This window comes from Enterococcus sp. DIV1304_2, from assembly GCF_050555445.1.
In the GTDB taxonomy this organism is placed as follows: Bacteria; Bacillota; Bacilli; order Lactobacillales; family Enterococcaceae; genus Enterococcus_B; species Enterococcus_B pernyi.
Window position 1 is genome coordinate 2,563,783 of record NZ_CP187851.1, and the last position, 17,876, is coordinate 2,581,658.

The following is a 17,876-nucleotide window of genomic DNA, read 5'->3' on the forward strand; positions in this document are numbered from 1 at the left end:
AAAACCTTAATCAATAAGGTTTTTAGCCGATCAAAAATCAATAAAATTATTTAACTGTTACTTTTTTCTAGCTCATCAACATCCACCATTAATCCTTATCTATTTACAATAAAGGAAAACTTGCAAAAGGTCATTGTTCATAATTATCAATGACCTTCCAAAAGTATGGTCAAAGTATGGTCATTTTCAATTCGAAGTTTATTAACTTGCAACAAAAACACCCGCTCGAAAAGAGCGGGCCACTAAAGGATTCAATCCGCATTAGTGAGGCTATTCTAATCTTACTGTCTTTTCAAGTTATGTTCAAATTATATGTTTCTTCATATATCCTAGTATATTAAAAAGCAATATGGATAAGACAGAATAATTACTTTGTATCTCAAATCTATATTAATAGTTAAGTAATAGAGTATTCATACATGCACTACCTAATTTATTGCTACCACCTGTATTATTTTGAAATACTTTAAAAATTTGATAGACTAAATTCTAGAACTAAAAACACTCACCTTTAACAAGCGAGTGTTTTTTATAAATATTTCCTGTTCATTTATTCACCTTATGTCTGGTTGGCCAGTGTACTTACCTATTACTTGAATTACTTTCATTTGATTTTTCTTTATTGGGTGCTGTTTTATTTTTGGAATTGTTTCTTTTTCTCGGTTGTGTTTGTTGGCTCTTCTTTTCTTTGCTATCACTCGATTGTTTATTCTGCTGTTCTTTTCCCTGTTGAGTTGAGCCTTCTTTCTTCTTAGCGCCATTTGTGTCACTACTTTGTTTTTTTCTAGGAATCTGCTGTGATTGCTTCGGCGAATTACTCTTTGGCTTTTCCGACGCTTTAGGACCACACGCTGCAAAACTAACTGTTGCTAAAATTCCTAGACATGCTAATAAAAATTTCTTCATATTGACCACTCCTATCATTTTTTTAGTACACTTAGAGTGTATTAAAAAGAATGAAATTAACTATGCCTATTTGCTTAAGCCATCAATAAGAAGCGCTTACAGTATTGTCACAACATTTTTTAATCATCCATAGATACGTTTAAATGATTAAGATTATTTCAATTTAGTACGCTGTAGAGTTAAAAAAATTCATATTTTTACAATACATGAACTTTTTATGAATTTTTTTTGATTTTAAACAATTTTTCTAAATAGTATGGTCATTTTCATTTCATTATCTATGTAACAATAACATGACGCACCAAGAAATACATCGTATTTTTCTTTTCAAAAAAAAAACTACTCTTTCGAGTAGCCCAGAATGAATATCATAAACTTATAGAAGATCGTCTAATATGATGACACAATCATTCTACCTAGTATATCTTCACTGGTGTACCGACAGGTATATTGTCAAAAAACCATTTTGAATCTGGCAATGGTAGTCTAATACATCCGTGAGATGCTTCTTGCCCTAATCGTAAAGCTTCTTTTTCCTCAACTTCTTTTTCATTATACATTAATACACTGTGAAAAAGATAAACACCATGTCCTGAAAACGATACCCAATTATATGCCCAATCATTATCTTCTTGCCAATAAAATTTATCTCCTCGTTCTGGTTCTATTACGAAATCTCCAGTTGGTGTTGGTGTTCCTGCTTTACTATCTCCAGTTGAACAAATCATTGTATATATAGTTTTGCTATTCTCCTTTATAAAAACTTTTTGTTCTTTTATGGAAACTTCTACTGATAACAGATTTGGCTCTTTTATTATTGGATACTGAGGTTCAGAGGGTTTATTCCATGGGTGAACAGCTTCTTTAGTATCTTCAATTTTCTCTTTACTTTCAGCTTTCTTTTCAGAAAAATCATCTTTACTTTTTTGTTGAGTATTTATTTTTTGATTCTCTAAAACATTATTACTAGTTATATTAGCCACTGAAATTGCAATAATAGTGACGAGAATAATAATGCCAACCAATATAATTATTTTTTTCATCTAAATAATCCTTTGCTTTATTTTTATGTACCCTGTAGGACTCGAACCTACGACCGGACGATTATTAACTCACCATCTGCTCTGCCTAACTGAGCTAAGGGTACCAATTATTATCAAAAGAGTCCTCAAAACTATTATCTGGTAAATAGTTTATTTACGGTGGTAACAATCTTCTTATCACTATGACTTAAATATATATCATCGTAAATATAAATAATGAAATAGTTATAGCCAAATTGTATCGAATAATTTTTATTATTGTCAATGTTACAGAGTATTCCTTAATGTAAATTTACAAACACTTACACATTCTTCATTCTTATTACATTCCAATAGTAGTAAGGAGCAAACGGGAGTTCATGTAGATATAATAAAAAAACGATTATTTATCAGTTCTAGAGATATCGATTTAGTATAAACTGTTGCTTATTCATTTTAGATTATTTAAATCGAATCAGATTCACTTAGACAAAAAAACACCCGCTCATATAAGAGCGGGCTACCTTAGGATAAAGAATGTTCTGAATGTGGATGCCTAAAACTCACTACGATTTCAAGCTGTGTTCAAATAATATGTTCTTTTATGTACCCCGCTCCAATGAGCGGGATGTAAAAAAAGCAATGTTGTTAGGATGATACAATAAGAATACTATCTTTTTATTTATTATTCAACTGATAGAATCATTTTGCTGTCTAAATTACGTATGTTATAATTATTAAAGAGAGTATCGATATACACGCTATACACTTCCCCCAGAAGTTTTTAGTTGTCGATACTCTCTTTTTATGATGGCGCCTACAGGTAGTTTAAGCCTGCCCCTAAAATTTTAGCAAGCGCTTAACTTCCGTTTGAGAATTCTTAATCTTTTCTAAATAAACAAAAAGACCCACTCCAGAGAGTGGGCGGTATTAAAAAACGAATTCTTAGTACTGAGGATAACTTAAGGGTACTATGATTTTATTTATTGTTCAAGTCATGTGCTTTTTTGCCCTCAGAAAAATGTTCATTCTTTTATCAATTCTAAGATTACGCTTGATGATCTAGAGGAGTTAGCAAAGTCAATTGAAAAACAAAAAAGGACCTCGTCTAAGGATAACTGGCTGAGGATTATTTTTTTGTTTCCTCTTCTATGACAACTTTTTCACTTTTAAAAACATACTGTATCGATTTATACATGACATATAATACAAATAGAACAATAACAGTTGTTAAGAAGTTTTTATAGAATCCATTCTCAACATCGTTTAACAACTGACGAAGAAAAGTTCCTCCTAAAATCAGAATAACTACAACAAATACAGTAGTGCTTTTAAATTTTTTGATTTGCTCTATCCCGTGCCTAACCAGTGTATCTTTTGCTTCTTTAATTTGTTTTTCTTCAGCCATTTACATACCTTCTTAACTTAGGCACTAAAGTAGAAAACCCAAAAAAAGAAGCCGGTACAGAAAGCTGAAATGAAATATTTGAAAATAAGGGAGCGATTAGTATCAATACTCCCATAGCTATTCCAACATAGAATAAACTATTTTCAATTTGCTGAATTTTTTTTATTTCAGTAATCATTTCAGAATTCACATCCTTATTTTCTTTGACATTATCAACAACGAAATTTAAATATCCCGGATTCGCTAAAGATTTAGTATTTATCTTGGTTACTTGACTTACATTTGTAGATCCGTAACTTTCGTTTAAAATAATTTTTTTTTGATAATCATTCGACACTACTTTAGGATTATTATTAGAAGTACAATTAAAGCTCAAAACAACTAGTCCAACTGCAACATATTTACTTATTTCTGTATGTTTTGTTTTGTTATAATTTATTGATTTTTCGTTACTGTTTTCAAAAACAGAAATTTTGGGACTAATAATCTCAGAATTTTTTTCATCATAATCTAGCTTAGTAATATTAGTCAATGTATTCATCGATCACATTTCCTCTAGAACATAAACTGCAAATTCTTGTGAAATTACTTCATCGTTTAGTGTCACTTCAATATTGTGTAATCCCTCATGCCTAAATCTAAAATTCCTCATATCAAAATTGAGATTCGTATTATAATTAATCATTTGTTCTTCGGAAATAGCAGTTGTAATATCTTGATAAAAGAGTATTCTTTTATGAGGATCACTTTCTGATTTATCTAGAATTTTTACAGTTAATTTGTTGATTTTTACGCCTTTATAACCAGTTAGCAATATAGTTATTGTAAAGCTATAAAGTGTAGGGACACCAGGCACACCAACTCCTAATGACGGATTAATAAGGACTCCACGATTTCCTTCATTTTCATTTGGAGCTTGAAATTCATCTGAAATAATTATCTGCGCAATTTTATTCATATAGCCCATCCATTCTTTCAATAATACTCTCTATAGTACTTTATAGAGAGTAAATTTTCATATCATAAACTTGCTTGTAATACAAATATATCATCTAAAATAGAGTTTTACAATATAAAAGCTACATAATAAATTGTTTAATACCTCCTATCGTAATGAGAAGTAATTTTTCATCGCTTAGGAATCGTCAAAACATACTCAGGAAAACGAATGTCGACTGTTTGTCCATTGATCGTATTTCCATTCGGATCGTTTGTTCGTCGTAACATCGGAAAGACTCTTTTCCCTGCAAATTTTCGGATATCTAGTGTGCCATCCAATCCAAATCGCAGGCCACTAGGTAATCCATAGGCTGCATTCACATCATCTCTAATAATACCGGCTGATTTACAACGACCAATTTCAACATCCGGATTGTCGGCATCCATCCAGAAGACGTATCCTTGATTTAAATAAGCTGCACCATTAATTGGCACTAACCACCCAGCAATCCGGAAGATTCCCAATTGTAGCTCATTAAACACTTCTAACTTCCCTACATAATTTCCACTCGTTTTGGGTGGGCTCGCTAAAATAATTTGATCATGGGTTAAGTTATTCCCCGCTCGTAATCGTTCACGAACCGTATTCATGTTAATACCTGGGCAGATATTCGAGGCATGACCACTGAATTCGTTATGCCCTAATACATCGTTGACGGATAAACCAAAACGTTGCATGGCCGCTTTTGCTCGTTCTTCAAATGCTTTTTCTTGTTCAGCTGTAAATGAACCATTACCAACAAGACAAATATGATAAGTTGGTGTATTATGTCCCCCCACACCATTTGTCACATCATTATCGAAGTAGCACCATTGTACGGTACCATCTCGTAAAATGATTTCATGATACCCACCTGTTCCCCAGCCTAATGTGCCATTCCAATGGTTCTGAAACGCCCAAACGTCTCCAGTAGTTGTTGCAGAATGGTGACGAGCAATTTTAGTTACTTGAGAAACATTCCTTTTGGCATTGGTTGGTCCTAAAATTCTTGAATCGCCTCTTAAATCTATAATTTTTGTCATGATCAATTCCTCCTAATTTTCATAAAAAAACAGCCTTTTGGCTGTGTTTTTCCTTTGATAATTTGTCATTCTTCCGACTGAATGACACTGTTTCCTAAATCAAATAATCCGCCAGCGGCTAATCCTGAAACAGCTCCAGCCCATGCGTAAATCGCTAAATCTTGTGGTGCTAAGGTTACTGCATAAAGCACACCTAACAAAATACCCGCAATCACATTGATCACGGGTAAGAGTTTGTAATTCTTCATTTGTGTTTTAATCAACCCTGTGACACCGACGACTAGCGGTGTAATAATACTTGAAGCAGCTAAGATTTCTGTCATTTTATTTTCTCTCCTTTCCAATTTGCTTAAAAATAGATCTGATTTGTTCTTCAATAATTGAAAGCCGATTGCTAGATTCTGTCTGATTTTTTTTAAGTTCCTTGATGGTCTCATTCAATTCACTCAGTGTGTGATCCATTTTCGTGAACATCGCATAAAATTTTGCAATACCAAAAATCAATGTAAAAGCCAGTGAAACAATTGCGATCCACTCAGCTATGGTTAACGCCTCCATAAGTCACCTACCTAATCCTCATTCTCTAAAATTATCTTTGACTGTTCCTCTGTGATCGCACCAAGTGCCAGAAACTGATGAACATCATCATCTGCCATCCATCCACGATTATACCAATCTTGAATTGTCTCAAAATTAAGCATTCTCTTGCCCCCCTTGAGTCAGTTCTCTTACTTGTTGTGACAGTTGTAGATTTTGTAACGTTAATTGCACAACCGACTTCCCTAGTGTGTCTGCTGTTTCTTGCAGCTCTTCGACTTCTTCTGGTGTGGCAGCACTCACCACGTTCCATCGTTGACGATTAAAATCAAATCCTATAATCACCACGTGTGGATCAATAGGTGGTGCGACTTCTGTGTAAGGGTGAAATACTTTTCTATCTTCCGGAGTAAACATTGGCCTCAGATCTTGTAAATCTCTTGTGTCAAAAATTGCTTTGTGTCCTTCCATTTTTGTCATCCTCTCTTTTCTAAGTCATTGATTCGCTGGGCTAAGTGATTTAACATGTCAATGGTTGGGTTCGCTATCTGATCAATCCTTTTGGGTATATATAAATTGGTTAAACTAAGCGCAACTGTATATTCTACTTTTGCATATGCCACCCGAATCGCATTTTGATTAGTTGCTTGTCGTTCAGGACCACGTAAGACCGCGGCTGCTTTGCCAACATGACCCAGTACTGTAGTACCGGTTATTAACTCAAGTGGAAAAGTGAGTTTATCATGGAAAGTGCTCTCGTGGCTTGCCATTTCTTGCCAGTTGAATCCGGTGTTTTCAGGCATTCTCCGATACCCAATGATCGGATATGAGGTGGTGGAATTGATATGCGCATAGGCTGTAAACTGAATATTCTTAACAAAAGGTTGAATTACAGCCAATTCCTCTTGTACTGTTTGTGGAGAAAAAAAAGTGAATAACTCAGGAAACCGTCGCTTCATATCACCGAGTATGTCCCATGTAAAAACAACTTGCATTCGACCATTTGAAGACGTTGCGCTAATGCTAGTATCAAGCCCATCATTCGTAGCTATTCGATTGTATTGCGCTTGTGTAATCTCTGTCCCTGCAGCAGCATTGCTTGGCAAAGAGGTCGAGAGGACGCCACCTGCTCTATGAACATTTTCGACAAAGCTTCCTCGAATTTTCCCAGTTAAATCAAGCAATGGTTCTCGAACTAGCGGTGCACCAAACATAAACTTCTCTAGTGTTTGATCAACACTTTCTTCTGTGACAAAATCCGCATCATCAAGTCGTTGCTCGATGTCACTGAGCCTTCCTTCTACCGTTGTGCGAATCTCTTCTTCAATTTCCTTCGCTAGGGCATCGATGTCAAAGGCCGCAAGGTCCGATTCAATTTGTCCAATTCGATTTTCAAATTCGGTCAAATCCTGATCAATTCCTGAGGCTTGTTCCAGAACCAAGTTTCGTAGATCCTCGAACCGCTTCACATAAAATTGCGCCATTTCTCCAAGATCTTGATCAAGCCAAGATTCTTGGAATTCGGTACTAAATGCCGGATAGTCTAAAGATTGGCCATTAGGAAACTCCACAAAAACATAAATGTTCACTGATCCGGAGTACGCGTAAATGTCATTTGGCAACATCACATTTACTTTTCCGGCTGTGGGATCCTCAATTTTGATTGAGCCATCAGCACTTTCAAAAATGACTGACTGACCTGCAGTCACGAAGTCAAAGCCCAAAATGATATTGGCTTCCGAAAGATCCAACGGCTCCCCCTTAAACTGAAAGTTGATCGTCTTTTTTGCGACGCGTTGATCATAACTGAAAAACTCTGTGTTGGTTGGTATAGGAGAAGAACGTTTTTCCGCCGTTTTATTTAACGTGATTTCACTGGTTACGTAGAGATTTTCCATCGTCCGTCCTCCTTCAAGCTTTATCTTCTAACGCCCACAGTTCTTTCAAAAATTCTTGAATTCCTTCACGGCAAGTCTTTTTGTTTTTTTGGTATAAATCGGGCTCTTGGATACTGATTGATGGTGACGTTGACACCCCTTTATCTTCATCGATCGAAGCCGATAGATAAACAACCATCGTTTCGTCAATCATGACCTGTCTATTCACACTAGTGCTTTTGTTAGTCTTTAACATCTTGGTTTTCCTCCTTTTCAAATTCGTCCATCAAGCGATCGTAAATGTCTGCTTCTTTCCCTGAAATCATACCGTTGTAATCAGCAAGCACCTTCCCAAACAAAGAAAAATTCTTGGCATATAAGCCACTTTCGAGCACGATTTCTTCATCTAACAAGGCATGTAGTTCTTGTGCAAACTGATTCTTTTCGGAATCTTTTACTTCATATCCTGTTTGGGATTCGTTGATGACCAGCTTCCCATCTGCATCTTTTTCACCATACTGATCATACAGTTCCATTTCTGACTCTTGCAGTCCCTCAATTGCTTTTAAAAGCTCCTTTTTGAATTTCGATCGGTGTCGACTAGCACTTGCTGCCTTTAAGTCCATTTTTGCAACAAAAGCTAACGCAGTACTTAATTCATAATTCTTTAGTGTAATCTTCATGCGATTTTCTCCATTTCTCGTTCTAATTTTTGAATACGCTGTTCTTGGCTTTCAACGATCGCGATCAACTCTTGATTGGTTTTCGTATTTAGATTGACTTGTTTATTCATATCAATCGACAAATAATGATTATCCCCATCAATGTTTGCTTGTAAGAAAGGTACCTCTTGGGCAATCATTCCAAACTGACGAGTAGTTGGTGGCGGAGTGTCTTTGTCAATTGGACGATAGTCTTGTTTCCAATCAAAATCAACCATGCGAATTCGCTTTGTTTCTTTTATGCCTGAAACAGAAGTTTCTTGGATATTCTCTTTCAAGCGGATATCGGATTGATTGGTTATGCTCCATCTATTCATGTTGATGTTGGCGTGCATCTGGATTGCAGCGTTATTTCCTTGAATTTCCATCACAGGTATTCTTTGTTCACTCGTTCCTGCGGAGTTGACTATTCGTCCCAACACTAAGCTATAAGAGTTTCTTGCAAAGTACGCGACGCAAGTTCGCCCACTCATACTGCTTCGCTCAAAACCACCAATACGTGTGCTTTGACCAGTGAAAAATTCAAGTCGAAGACCAGTCATTTCCATAAACCGCACGGAGGTGCTTTGCCAAAATGCCAACGTCGTAGGCGTCAACCTCAAGCTATTCCCCATGTTGTTAAAGCCAACTTGAATGGCATTTGTCGCTAATTTATCCGCAGTCACAGCTCGCGCGACGATCTTATCAGCGGTGACGGCTCCAGCAGCTATTTTGACTGCTGTCACTGATCCAGTTGCCAATTTGTCTGCGACGACCGATCCTGCCGTAATATTGCGCGCAATGATACCGTTTGTTGCAATTCGATTCGCTGTGATCGTTTCTGTCGCAATCTGATTCGCCGTGATCGTGTTCGTAGCAATCTGCGCTGCTGTGATTGTATTGGCAGCTATTTTTGCTGCCGTTACAGCCTCGGCGTTCAACTTGACTGTAGTCACAGCACTCGTCGCAATTTTCTCAGCAGTGACAGCACCTGCGTTAATTTTTATGGCCGTTACAGCGTTCGTATTGATCTTTTCTGCCGTGATTGCGCTAGTTGAAATATGTCGAGCGATAATTGCATTAGTGGAAATATTATCTGCAGCTATAGTATTGGCGGCTATCTCATTCGCGGTTACAGCATTGGTTGATATATGCCGTGTGATAATTGCATTTGTGGCTATTTCATTAGCCGTAATGGTTTGCGCATTGATTTCTCTAGCTGTAATGGTGTTAATAGCCAAATCATTCCCAACAATGCTTCCAGCTTGAATCTGCGTTGTTGTAATGCTTCCGGCTTGGATTGATCTTGCCAAAATGGTGTCAGCTCGAATTTTCCCGCCGTCAATTTCAACCGTGTCTTGCCACTGCCAATCAGAAAGCAGATCCTCAACCTCTCGAATGTCCGCCATTGCATCATCGATTCGTTTTTGTGCATCTAGGAAATTTTGTTCGGCTGACTTCAAACGCTCATCCAATAAAGGTAGCGAGACAGTATTCAATTCATTCAACGCAAGCTCGTTATCGATCAATTTCTGCTCAAGTCCCGGCAACTTAACGGTGGTGAGTATGTCCATTTCAACTTCAAGCTCTTTTAACCGGCCTTCAAGATCCGGCAAAATGTTCTGCTTCAAATCATAAAGAAGTTGATCGTTCGCTGTCAGACGTTCATCCAGTTCCGGAAGAATCCGATCATTCAGATCATCCAAGATCCCTTCCAGTTCATCGAGGTCTTTCGTATTTGCCGTTTGGCCAAACACCTCGTAGCTAAATGGACCAGCGACACCGTGGTGATTAACTGCCCGAACACGGTAGTACCATTGCAATTTGGTTTCTGTACCGTGAGTATAGGCATTGACGTTTGTCGTACCTAGCAAGTTACTTGGTCCCGGAACAAAGCCTTTTTCTTGAGAGCCGTAAATTTCATATTCTCGAACGGTCAGTCCCTGCATATCCCAATGCAGAAGAACTTGGCTAAAACCACCATAAGCAACAAGATTTGTAATTGTGCCAGGTCTAACGTTGGCTATGTTTCCAGGGCCAATAATGGGCGGTCGATTGATCTGTTCCTCACGATCGCGATCCTGTTCTTTTTGGTTGGACCCCAATGTCGCTCTTGAATCGCCAATCTCAATCGATTCGTATTTATCTAACAGCACGTTCCAAACCGTCTGATTGATCTTCGCATTGACGTTGACACCTAGCTTGTTAAAAGCCACGGTGACGGTGTCATACAGCTCCAATTGCTCGAGCAGCCGATGTTGTTCCTCACCAGTCGCACTGTACAGATCCGCAAACTTCACTTTCAGATTTACACGAGGCAACCCGACCTGATTGCTAGAAATATAGTACTGAGCGAACTGGCGTAACTCTGCGACCGTTTGAGGGTTGCGGCTACTGAGATCCACTGTCTGTACCCGACGTTCCGGAAACTTGTCGACATGAGAACTATCTAGAATGACTTCCGGAAGAACTAACTCACTGGCACCTTCTTCATTTGCTCGAGCATAAGGTCGTATTGATGTGTAGGTACTTTCGATTGATTCTTCTTGCACGAGATCCACTAAGTTCTTGCCATAAGCAATGACGACACCAGTATCTCTTCCACCGTTTCGCATCAAGCGGATCTCGTTATTATCAAAAATATATTCACCATTGTAATTTTGAAGTATCGAACCTTCCTTCCCACCTAATGCTTCCGCAGCACTTTCAAAGTGGCCAACTTCGGAAAAGTCCATGGCAGTAACGGTCGTCAGATCGGTAAACACGGTAAAATCACGCTGAGGAACTAAAAGAGCGCGCCACTGATTCAACGCTTCTTGCGCCGAAATAGCGGTGTGCTTCTGTCCTTTGTTTAGTGCTGTTTTTTCGGTTAAAAGTGAAATATGATCACATTTAATAGAAATAATGCCGTGTTGAGGTTTAGTAATCTTAGTGATTTCAAATCGTTGTCGCTTCGATCGAGTACCCGGACCAACATCAACTACTACTTTCTTCCCTTTTTTCAACTGAGAAAATAACTGTCCGTTGATTGGATAATTAAAGGTTAGATATGGAAATTGATTTCTATGTCTTACAGCCAATACGCTGCTTGCTTCATTCAATAACCCTAGACCGAGCGTGCTGTAATCGTTATTCGATTCATTGTAAAGAATTGGCACACTCATATCGCAATCGACCTCCATCTTGGTGTAATTGTTACCTGTGTGATTTGTGTAGTGAATGAAATGGTATTAGTTCCTGGTCGCAGCTGCGGAACATGGTACCCATCGTTTTGCATCAAGATCGCACTTGATATATTGACTGTGCCATCACGATACGCTGTCCCTAACTCACTATCGATCGTAATCATGCCAGCACCGGCAGCTCTCAGAATTCGAAACTGCCGACCATTAATGGTCAGGGACGCATCTGCCGTCCCACTGTATCGAAATTGGATTATCGGCAGTGATGGAATCGATTCAGGATTGTCTAGTGTACGTCCGGATAAAAGGGAAACAGCTGTTTGACCATCCAACCGATACATTACTGGCTTGCACTGAAAAGGCAACGCTAAGTCAAAATGATCACGCCAGCGATCGAGAATTCGAACTTGCGAATGAAAGATGCCTTCGTAGAAGTATTCCGAATCCTCAGAAAAAAGAAGCCGACTGTATCGCTTTGGTTCCTTCAGCCAGTGCGTAATTTCTCTGACTTGCTGAAAAAGCGACTTGTCTGCTTCTTTCCTTAATTCCATCGGAAATGTTTTGATGATATCTTTTTCTCGTTCATTGTCGTAAATGATTGCCCCTTGTCGACCATCGACCTCATCAAATCGCAAATCTGATTCAGGAATCGTCAACTCCATCTCATTAAGGAGGTAGAGATTCTTGTCGATCGACTTATGGCCATTAAATTCAAAATAGGGTTGTACAGCTTTCACTCTAATCTCCTCCTCATTTCATCTGCCGTGTGTTCTGCGAGTAATTCCGACAATTCAGCAATATCTAATTTGTCATTGATTGTGATCTCATCAAAATGAATATCGATATGTGGCGTATTATGAATGGTTTGATTGGTGGTAATTGATTCACTCCTACCTGCTGGCAACGATACGCTAAACCCAGCGTTTCCTGCAATCGCAATCGACTCGGCTTGGATATTCGGCAAGACAAGCTGGGCACCTAAATCCTCAATGGCATCTAACGCTAAATGCTTGAATCGCTCAATCCCTTCGCCAATACCAGCAGGAATCCAACGTCCCACATCCATCTCCATCACTTTGGATGGTGAATTGATATCTAAGGCTCGTTGCATCGTTTGTGCCACTTGATTAGCGATGGAAGCTGCAGTGCTAAGAACTTGGGCTTGCCCGGCAATCAAACCATTATTTAAGCCAATCATAGAGTTTTGGCCAATGCGATAAAACTGATCAGGTAGATGATTCATTTGATTAGGCATTTGTTGTGCACCCTCACGGATAATGTCAGTTGCACCCCGCATCCCCTCACGATAGGCCTGATTTGATTCACGCATGGCTGCTGTGGCAATCTTAGGAAGACTTTGTAACGTTTTATCTATTTCCTTAGTCAGTTTTTCAAAAACTTCCTGCATTTTTTTAGATCCCTCATTGGACGCTCTGACCATCTCTTCCGTCATTTTATTGATTTCAGAAACTGCCTGAAGGGCGGTGTCAGCGATACCTTGGCTTGTGCCTTTACCTACCTTTTCTCCATGCTTTTGGTATTCTTGTTGATTCATGTGTGTGGAAATTTCATTTCCTGGTACTAGTGCAATTTCTTTTGCTGCTTTTTGGACAGCTCCTTGACTATCCTTTATTCCTTTAGCAGATCCGGCACCAACATCTTGACCATTTTTATTGTAATTACTAGCAGTCATTTCGTTGTTTAAAATATTTTCTGGAACCATCGCAATCTCTTTTGCTGCAGATTCTACTTGTGATTTTCCTTCACGTACACCTTGACTTGTTCCTTCACCAACAGGATGCCCCAGAGAAATATATTTATCGATCCCCACGGTTTCTCTAATCGTTTGTTCCGGAACATTAGCTACTTCTTTAGAAGCTTCTTCCACCGAAGTAATATTATCTAAAATTCCTTGCCCCAATTTTGTTGGTGGTGCTGCACCCATTGAGGTATAGTCAGTTTGTTCTAATTGAGGGCCCATCACTCTCTCTGGCGTTTGAGCAACTTCCTTTGCTGCTTCCTCTACTTTGGGGGTTGCTTCTACCATCCCATCCCCAATTTCTTCGACAGGTTGACGTCCCCACTGTGCAAAGTCTCGCCCCTCTGTTCCTCTCCGTAAAGATGCCTCACTTTTTTCTGGAATTAATCCAAATTTTTCAGCAACAGTTTCCGTTTCTTCACCAACGATATTCCCCATACTCGCCATCGCTTGCTTCATCGTTGCATCCGCAGTCCCATTTAAATCACTAATGTGCTGTTGTGCTGTTTCTGGTAATTTTCCTAATTCAAGATCTAAATTTTCAACAAACCACGCCGATTGTTCAGCTGACATTTTTGGTAGGTCCTCCATATGAAGCCCCATTTGTTCCAGCAGGGTTTTTGTATGTTCTCCACCTAACTCCGCTAATGAACTAAGATTTAACCCCATCTCATCTACCATCTGTTGCGTTTGTAATGCACCTGCTGGACCTAATTTTTCAAGTTGCATAATAATGCCATCATCTACACCGGCTTTCGCCAAAATGGCAACATTGGTCGACCACGTTCTCATAGCTTCAGCATTTTTTTGTAGATTTTCCTTCATTTGATCCAAGCTTATCGCTTCTTGTTGTTCAATCTGCTTAAAAGCATTCCCTGATTCTTCTACCAGCTTTTTGTACATGCTATTCATAGATTCCAAGGCAGCTTGTTGTGCATCAGATAGAACATTCCATGAAGTAATCATCTGAGAATTAGCTTCTGAGACTGTCTCTGCGACTGCTCGTCTTTTCTCTTGCTCCTCCGTGTACAATTGATTTCGTTCAGATTGATTTTCAACAAGTAAACTTTGAAGTTCATCTTCCTTCTGAGACAGTCCTTCCAGCGATTCTTTGACTTTTTTCTTTCCATCCACGCCAGATTCTGAGGCTTCTTGCTCCAATCTCATACGTTCTTTGGCTACTTCAGTTAATGAGGATTCAATGTCTGCAGCTTCTTGATTCAACGTCTTTTGTCGTTCGGTTAGCCGATTGACTTCTTCCATTCCTTTAGAAGCTTCAATTCGTTTGTTTATTTCTTCTGTGGTTGCATTAAGCAGGCCTGTTTCTTCGTCGTAAGAGAGATTTAGACCAGTCACTGAATTATTCAGTTCATCAACTGTATCAGCCATCAATTTTTTATCCGCAGCCGATTTATCTTCAATTGCTGAAAGCCTTTGTAATTCAGCTGCTAGATCCTTGTTTCTTTCTGTATTCGACTCGATCACTTTAGCTTGTGATTCAAATTCTTTTGCACTGGACTGGGTTGACTTTCCGACATTATCTAGATCGCCTTTTAATCCATCTAATTCACTAGCTAATTCTTTGGCTTTTTTACGAGCTGCAAAGAAATCTATGCCCATTTTGGCGGCCGCAACTCCAGCTAAACCAAGTGCAACCGCAGTGCCTGCGACCACAGGATTTAACAGAATACTAGCAGCCGCTAATGCTTTCTTCGCTACTGCAGAAGCACCAACAGCAATCGCATAGGTTTTTTGGGCAGCTGCTGCCCCTTTTAGTGAAGCTGCATTGGAAATGTTTGCTGCGACAACCGCTTTAGTGGTGGTGGCGTTCTGTAAGTTGAGACTGATTCCCAGTTTTGTAGCAACTGCATCAACTTTTTTAGCCATCGTCGCACCAGAAGTTGCACCGGTCAGGTATTTCAACATCTGAACATAAGATGCTGTAGCAACTGCTGCTTTCTGTACAATAAGTAGTCCACCAAATGCAGTTCCTAATCCGATAATTACAGGTGCTGCCGTCACAGCTGCGTCTTTCACAGCAATAACCCCACCAGCCATCATATCAATAGCCGAAACAACCGGAGGGATGACACCAGCGATACTATTCAACGCCCCTTCAAAAGTTTTACCAAACCCTTGAATATTTTCTTTCATTGAGCCAAAGCGAGTTTTGCCAAATGCTTCGTCCATAGATGCGATAATGTTTGCTGTTCCTCGACTTGTTGCAGTAGCCATATTGGCAAACGACCCTGCCCAAGTATCCCCAGCTTGTTGAGCCATCCCAGAAACCGAGGTGAATTCATTCCCACCATCACGCATCGCCTGTTCAACCGTATCAAAAAACTCATTGGCACTAATTTCGCCATCACGCAACGCATCACGAATACTCTGCATACTCATGCCAGTTGCATCTTCATAGATTTTCCAAGGATCAACACCACGACGGACCATCCGATCCATTTGAGCCATGTTTACGGTACCGGTGGCTCGCATCTGGATCATGGCATCCATCACATTATCCATTGTTTCTGCAGCGCCATCACCATACATGGCAACTGCATCACCCCAGATTTGATAACTTTTCGTCGATTGTTCTAATGAACCATTTTGCATAACTAAACGTTGAACGGTCTGTGCCGCACTATCAAGCATGTAGTTTGTACCAACAACGACATCTCGAACGCCTTCCATCCCTGCAGCGGCTTCTTCTGAGCTACCAGTTAATCGAGTCATCGTATTTTCAAAGTTATTCAAAGTATCAATACGACCAAATGCACCATCTAATGAACCTTTAGCCATCGTTAGTGCTGTAGTTGCTCCTTTTGTGATCAACATCGCTGCGCTTAATTTCCCAACACTACCAGTTAACAGATTGGCACCAGGATTAGGCTTCTCAAAAGAATCACCTAACTTACTCCCAGTGGTATCTGCGTACTCTTGTAGGGCCAATAAATGCCCCTTCATAGCATCAACGGCAGATCCTAATGCACTTGATCCATGTTTGGCTCCGGCTTCAATACTTTCTGAAATGCTTTTCCCGGCTTTGGTAGCAGACAGTTCCACAGGCGGTACCATTTTCGAAGCTGTTTTCCCAATACTTTCCGTGGCATTATTGGCTTGTTTAGCACCAGATTCAAACGATTCAGCAATTGCTCGACCTGATTTATTAGAAAAACTCTCCACACTATTTAGTAACGAACTTCCTGATTTACCAACGCTATCAAGAGCTGCAATTGATGATTTCGCTCCGGAATCAAAATTTTCAGCAATGCTTTTCCCGGCTTTTGTGGCTGATAAATCGACTTGCGGTACCATTTGATTCACAGATTTCGTAATAGAATCTGTAGAAGTTTCAGAATCCTTAGCAGCACTTAGAAAAGTTTCACTAATACTACGCCCCATTGTTGGTGCAGAAGATTCCACAGAAGAAACCAAGCTTGTGACTGATTTAACGACACTTTCATTGGCCTGATTGGCATTTTTGGCGCCAGAATCAAAGGATTCACCCATGATACGTCCTGACTTAGCTAGTTCAGTGCTCGTCGTGGCGGTTAGGTCTGCCACTCCTTTAGCCACGCTATCAGTCGCTTGATTGGCATCCTTGGCACCTGTATCAAAGTTATCACCGATTGACTTACCAGCTTTAGCTGTTGCAGATTCGGTCGTCTTTCCTAAACCTGATACGGTCTTTTCGACAGAATCTACTGCTTGATTTGCCGATTTTGCTCCTGATTCAGTATTCGCACCCATGTCAGACCCGACTTTTTTCATGACATCATCGGCATTTTTACCCAGTCTGGAAAAGCCTTGTTCGACCGTGTCAATTTCTTTCGTGACCTGTTTGCCGTTGACGATTATGTCGATCGTTACCTTACCATCACTTCGACTCATCTTCTTCACCTTCTTTCGGTAGTGCATAGAGTTTCTTCAATTTTCTTAGTTCATCTTTTGCTTCTTTATTTCCTTTTCCTGTTGGCATTTTCCTCGTCCTTATCGACACGATCTGTCTAAACCTAGTTTCATCTGGTAATCCTCCAAACAAGGAAATAAACTTCTCCCATCGCATCTTCCCTCGTTCCTCAAATAGATCGATACCGTATGATTGATAAAATGCTGCGTAAATATTTGGCGCATCATAATCAAAAGAAAAATGCTGGTCCGCAATCTCTTTCATTTTTGGTTTTAATTGGTTGCCCTTCTTGTCATAACGTGGCTTTGGTTTTTCCCAAATATCAAAAGTTTCCAAGATTGATAAAAAAATCGTATTTTGTGTTTCAATGTCATACAAAAACGAAACACCTAATAAAAGCTGTAAACCCAGAACAATTTTTTCTGGTTCCGTCAAAATCGGATCCTTTAACAAGTCAAAAAGACGTAGCACCGTATCGAAAGAAAGATCGATCGGATAACTAACGCCTTCGATTTCCACCGTGTCTTCTAATCGATACTGTAGTTTCATTGC

The 17,876-nt window shown here is 39.4% G+C and carries 17 protein-coding genes and 1 tRNA gene; all 18 read right to left on the reverse strand.

Going from position 1 to position 17,876, the window contains the following annotated elements:
* Positions 1 to 582: 582 nt before the first annotated feature.
* The 18 genes from IGJ14_RS11795 to IGJ14_RS11880 all read right to left on the reverse strand — a co-directional run bounded on the left by IGJ14_RS11795 (position 583) and on the right by IGJ14_RS11880 (position 17,873).
* On the reverse strand, positions 583 to 906 hold the full coding sequence (locus IGJ14_RS11795; protein ID WP_430607850.1) for a hypothetical protein: 324 nt from the start codon (positions 904 to 906) through the stop codon (positions 583 to 585).
* Positions 907 to 1,322: 416 nt separating this feature from the next.
* The gene (locus IGJ14_RS11800; RefSeq protein WP_010734008.1) at positions 1,323 to 1,949 is read right to left on the reverse strand and encodes a L,D-transpeptidase; all 627 of its coding nucleotides are present in this window, start codon (positions 1,947 to 1,949) and stop codon (positions 1,323 to 1,325) included.
* Positions 1,950 to 1,975: 26 nt separating this feature from the next.
* Positions 1,976 to 2,053: transfer RNA gene (locus IGJ14_RS11805), tRNA-OTHER, on the reverse strand.
* A gap of 1,004 nt (positions 2,054 to 3,057) precedes the next feature.
* Positions 3,058 to 3,336, reverse strand: coding sequence for a hypothetical protein (locus IGJ14_RS11810; RefSeq protein WP_430607852.1), 279 nt, complete (start codon positions 3,334 to 3,336; stop codon positions 3,058 to 3,060).
* Positions 3,329 to 3,877 (reverse strand): hypothetical protein, encoded by a 549-nt coding sequence (locus tag IGJ14_RS11815; protein ID WP_430607854.1) that lies wholly within the window; start codon positions 3,875 to 3,877, stop codon positions 3,329 to 3,331. Before IGJ14_RS11815 ends, IGJ14_RS11810 begins: the two co-directional genes overlap by 8 nt.
* 3 nt (positions 3,878 to 3,880) lie before the next feature.
* Positions 3,881 to 4,315: a hypothetical protein gene (locus IGJ14_RS11820; RefSeq protein WP_430607856.1), complete on the reverse strand. Its 435-nt coding sequence runs from the start codon at positions 4,313 to 4,315 to the stop codon at positions 3,881 to 3,883.
* A 149-nt stretch (positions 4,316 to 4,464) separates the two neighbouring features.
* Entirely contained in the window at positions 4,465 to 5,358 is an 894-nt protein-coding gene (locus IGJ14_RS11825) for a peptidoglycan recognition protein family protein (protein WP_430607858.1), read from the reverse strand.
* A 65-nt stretch (positions 5,359 to 5,423) separates the two neighbouring features.
* A complete protein-coding gene (locus IGJ14_RS11830) occupies positions 5,424 to 5,681 on the reverse strand; it encodes a holin (RefSeq protein ID WP_430607861.1) in 258 nt (85 codons plus the stop codon).
* Between the two features lies 1 nt (position 5,682).
* The gene (locus tag IGJ14_RS11835; protein ID WP_301357385.1) at positions 5,683 to 5,916 is read right to left on the reverse strand and encodes a hypothetical protein; all 234 of its coding nucleotides are present in this window, start codon (positions 5,914 to 5,916) and stop codon (positions 5,683 to 5,685) included.
* Between the two features lie 11 nt (positions 5,917 to 5,927).
* Complete coding sequence (locus tag IGJ14_RS11840; RefSeq protein WP_430607864.1) at positions 5,928 to 6,059, reverse strand: XkdX family protein; 132 nt, start codon at positions 6,057 to 6,059, stop codon at positions 5,928 to 5,930.
* A complete protein-coding gene (locus IGJ14_RS11845; RefSeq protein ID WP_430607867.1) occupies positions 6,052 to 6,366 on the reverse strand; it encodes a hypothetical protein in 315 nt (104 codons plus the stop codon). The genes IGJ14_RS11840 and IGJ14_RS11845 overlap by 8 nt, the downstream gene beginning before the upstream one ends.
* Before the next feature lie 5 nt (positions 6,367 to 6,371).
* Positions 6,372 to 7,793, reverse strand: coding sequence for a hypothetical protein (locus IGJ14_RS11850; RefSeq protein ID WP_430607869.1), 1,422 nt, complete (start codon positions 7,791 to 7,793; stop codon positions 6,372 to 6,374).
* Positions 7,794 to 7,806: 13 nt separating this feature from the next.
* On the reverse strand, positions 7,807 to 8,028 hold the full coding sequence (locus tag IGJ14_RS11855; RefSeq protein WP_430607872.1) for a hypothetical protein: 222 nt from the start codon (positions 8,026 to 8,028) through the stop codon (positions 7,807 to 7,809).
* The gene (locus IGJ14_RS11860) at positions 8,015 to 8,455 is read right to left on the reverse strand and encodes a DUF1617 family protein (protein ID WP_325837553.1); all 441 of its coding nucleotides are present in this window, start codon (positions 8,453 to 8,455) and stop codon (positions 8,015 to 8,017) included. The genes IGJ14_RS11855 and IGJ14_RS11860 overlap by 14 nt, the downstream gene beginning before the upstream one ends.
* On the reverse strand, positions 8,452 to 11,637 hold the full coding sequence (locus tag IGJ14_RS11865) for a phage tail spike protein (protein WP_430607874.1): 3,186 nt from the start codon (positions 11,635 to 11,637) through the stop codon (positions 8,452 to 8,454). The genes IGJ14_RS11860 and IGJ14_RS11865 overlap by 4 nt, the downstream gene beginning before the upstream one ends.
* Positions 11,634 to 12,392: a phage tail protein gene (locus IGJ14_RS11870; RefSeq protein ID WP_430607876.1), complete on the reverse strand. Its 759-nt coding sequence runs from the start codon at positions 12,390 to 12,392 to the stop codon at positions 11,634 to 11,636. The genes IGJ14_RS11865 and IGJ14_RS11870 overlap by 4 nt, the downstream gene beginning before the upstream one ends.
* Positions 12,389 to 17,305, reverse strand: a complete 4,917-nt coding sequence (locus IGJ14_RS11875) for a tape measure protein (protein ID WP_430607878.1) — start codon at positions 17,303 to 17,305, stop codon at positions 12,389 to 12,391. The genes IGJ14_RS11870 and IGJ14_RS11875 overlap by 4 nt, the downstream gene beginning before the upstream one ends.
* On the reverse strand, positions 17,292 to 17,873 hold the full coding sequence (locus tag IGJ14_RS11880) for a Gp15 family bacteriophage protein (RefSeq protein WP_430607881.1): 582 nt from the start codon (positions 17,871 to 17,873) through the stop codon (positions 17,292 to 17,294). Before IGJ14_RS11880 ends, IGJ14_RS11875 begins: the two co-directional genes overlap by 14 nt.
* Positions 17,874 to 17,876: the final 3 nt, after the last annotated feature.

Bases quoted from the DNA above. Each gene is read 5' to 3' on its own strand.
- IGJ14_RS11795 (WP_430607850.1), bottom strand. From the start codon at position 906: ATGAAGAAATTTTTATTAGCATGTCTAGGAATTTTAGCAACAGTTAGT.
- IGJ14_RS11800 (WP_010734008.1), bottom strand. From the start codon at position 1,949: ATGAAAAAAATAATTATATTGGTTGGCATTATTATTCTCGTCACTATT.
- IGJ14_RS11810 (WP_430607852.1), bottom strand. From the start codon at position 3,336: ATGGCTGAAGAAAAACAAATTAAAGAAGCAAAAGATACACTGGTTAGG.
- IGJ14_RS11815 (WP_430607854.1), bottom strand. From the start codon at position 3,877: ATGAATACATTGACTAATATTACTAAGCTAGATTATGATGAAAAAAAT.
- IGJ14_RS11825 (WP_430607858.1), bottom strand. From the start codon at position 5,358: ATGACAAAAATTATAGATTTAAGAGGCGATTCAAGAATTTTAGGACCA.
- IGJ14_RS11830 (WP_430607861.1), bottom strand. From the start codon at position 5,681: ATGACAGAAATCTTAGCTGCTTCAAGTATTATTACACCGCTAGTCGTC.
- IGJ14_RS11835 (WP_301357385.1), bottom strand. From the start codon at position 5,916: ATGGAGGCGTTAACCATAGCTGAGTGGATCGCAATTGTTTCACTGGCT.
- IGJ14_RS11840 (WP_430607864.1), bottom strand. From the start codon at position 6,059: ATGCTTAATTTTGAGACAATTCAAGATTGGTATAATCGTGGATGGATG.
- IGJ14_RS11845 (WP_430607867.1), bottom strand. From the start codon at position 6,366: ATGGAAGGACACAAAGCAATTTTTGACACAAGAGATTTACAAGATCTG.
- IGJ14_RS11850 (WP_430607869.1), bottom strand. From the start codon at position 7,793: ATGGAAAATCTCTACGTAACCAGTGAAATCACGTTAAATAAAACGGCG.
- IGJ14_RS11855 (WP_430607872.1), bottom strand. From the start codon at position 8,028: ATGTTAAAGACTAACAAAAGCACTAGTGTGAATAGACAGGTCATGATT.
- IGJ14_RS11860 (WP_325837553.1), bottom strand. From the start codon at position 8,455: ATGAAGATTACACTAAAGAATTATGAATTAAGTACTGCGTTAGCTTTT.
- IGJ14_RS11865 (WP_430607874.1), bottom strand. From the start codon at position 11,637: ATGAGTGTGCCAATTCTTTACAATGAATCGAATAACGATTACAGCACG.
- IGJ14_RS11875 (WP_430607878.1), bottom strand. From the start codon at position 17,305: ATGAGTCGAAGTGATGGTAAGGTAACGATCGACATAATCGTCAACGGC.
- IGJ14_RS11880 (WP_430607881.1), bottom strand. From the start codon at position 17,873: ATGAAACTACAGTATCGATTAGAAGACACGGTGGAAATCGAAGGCGTT.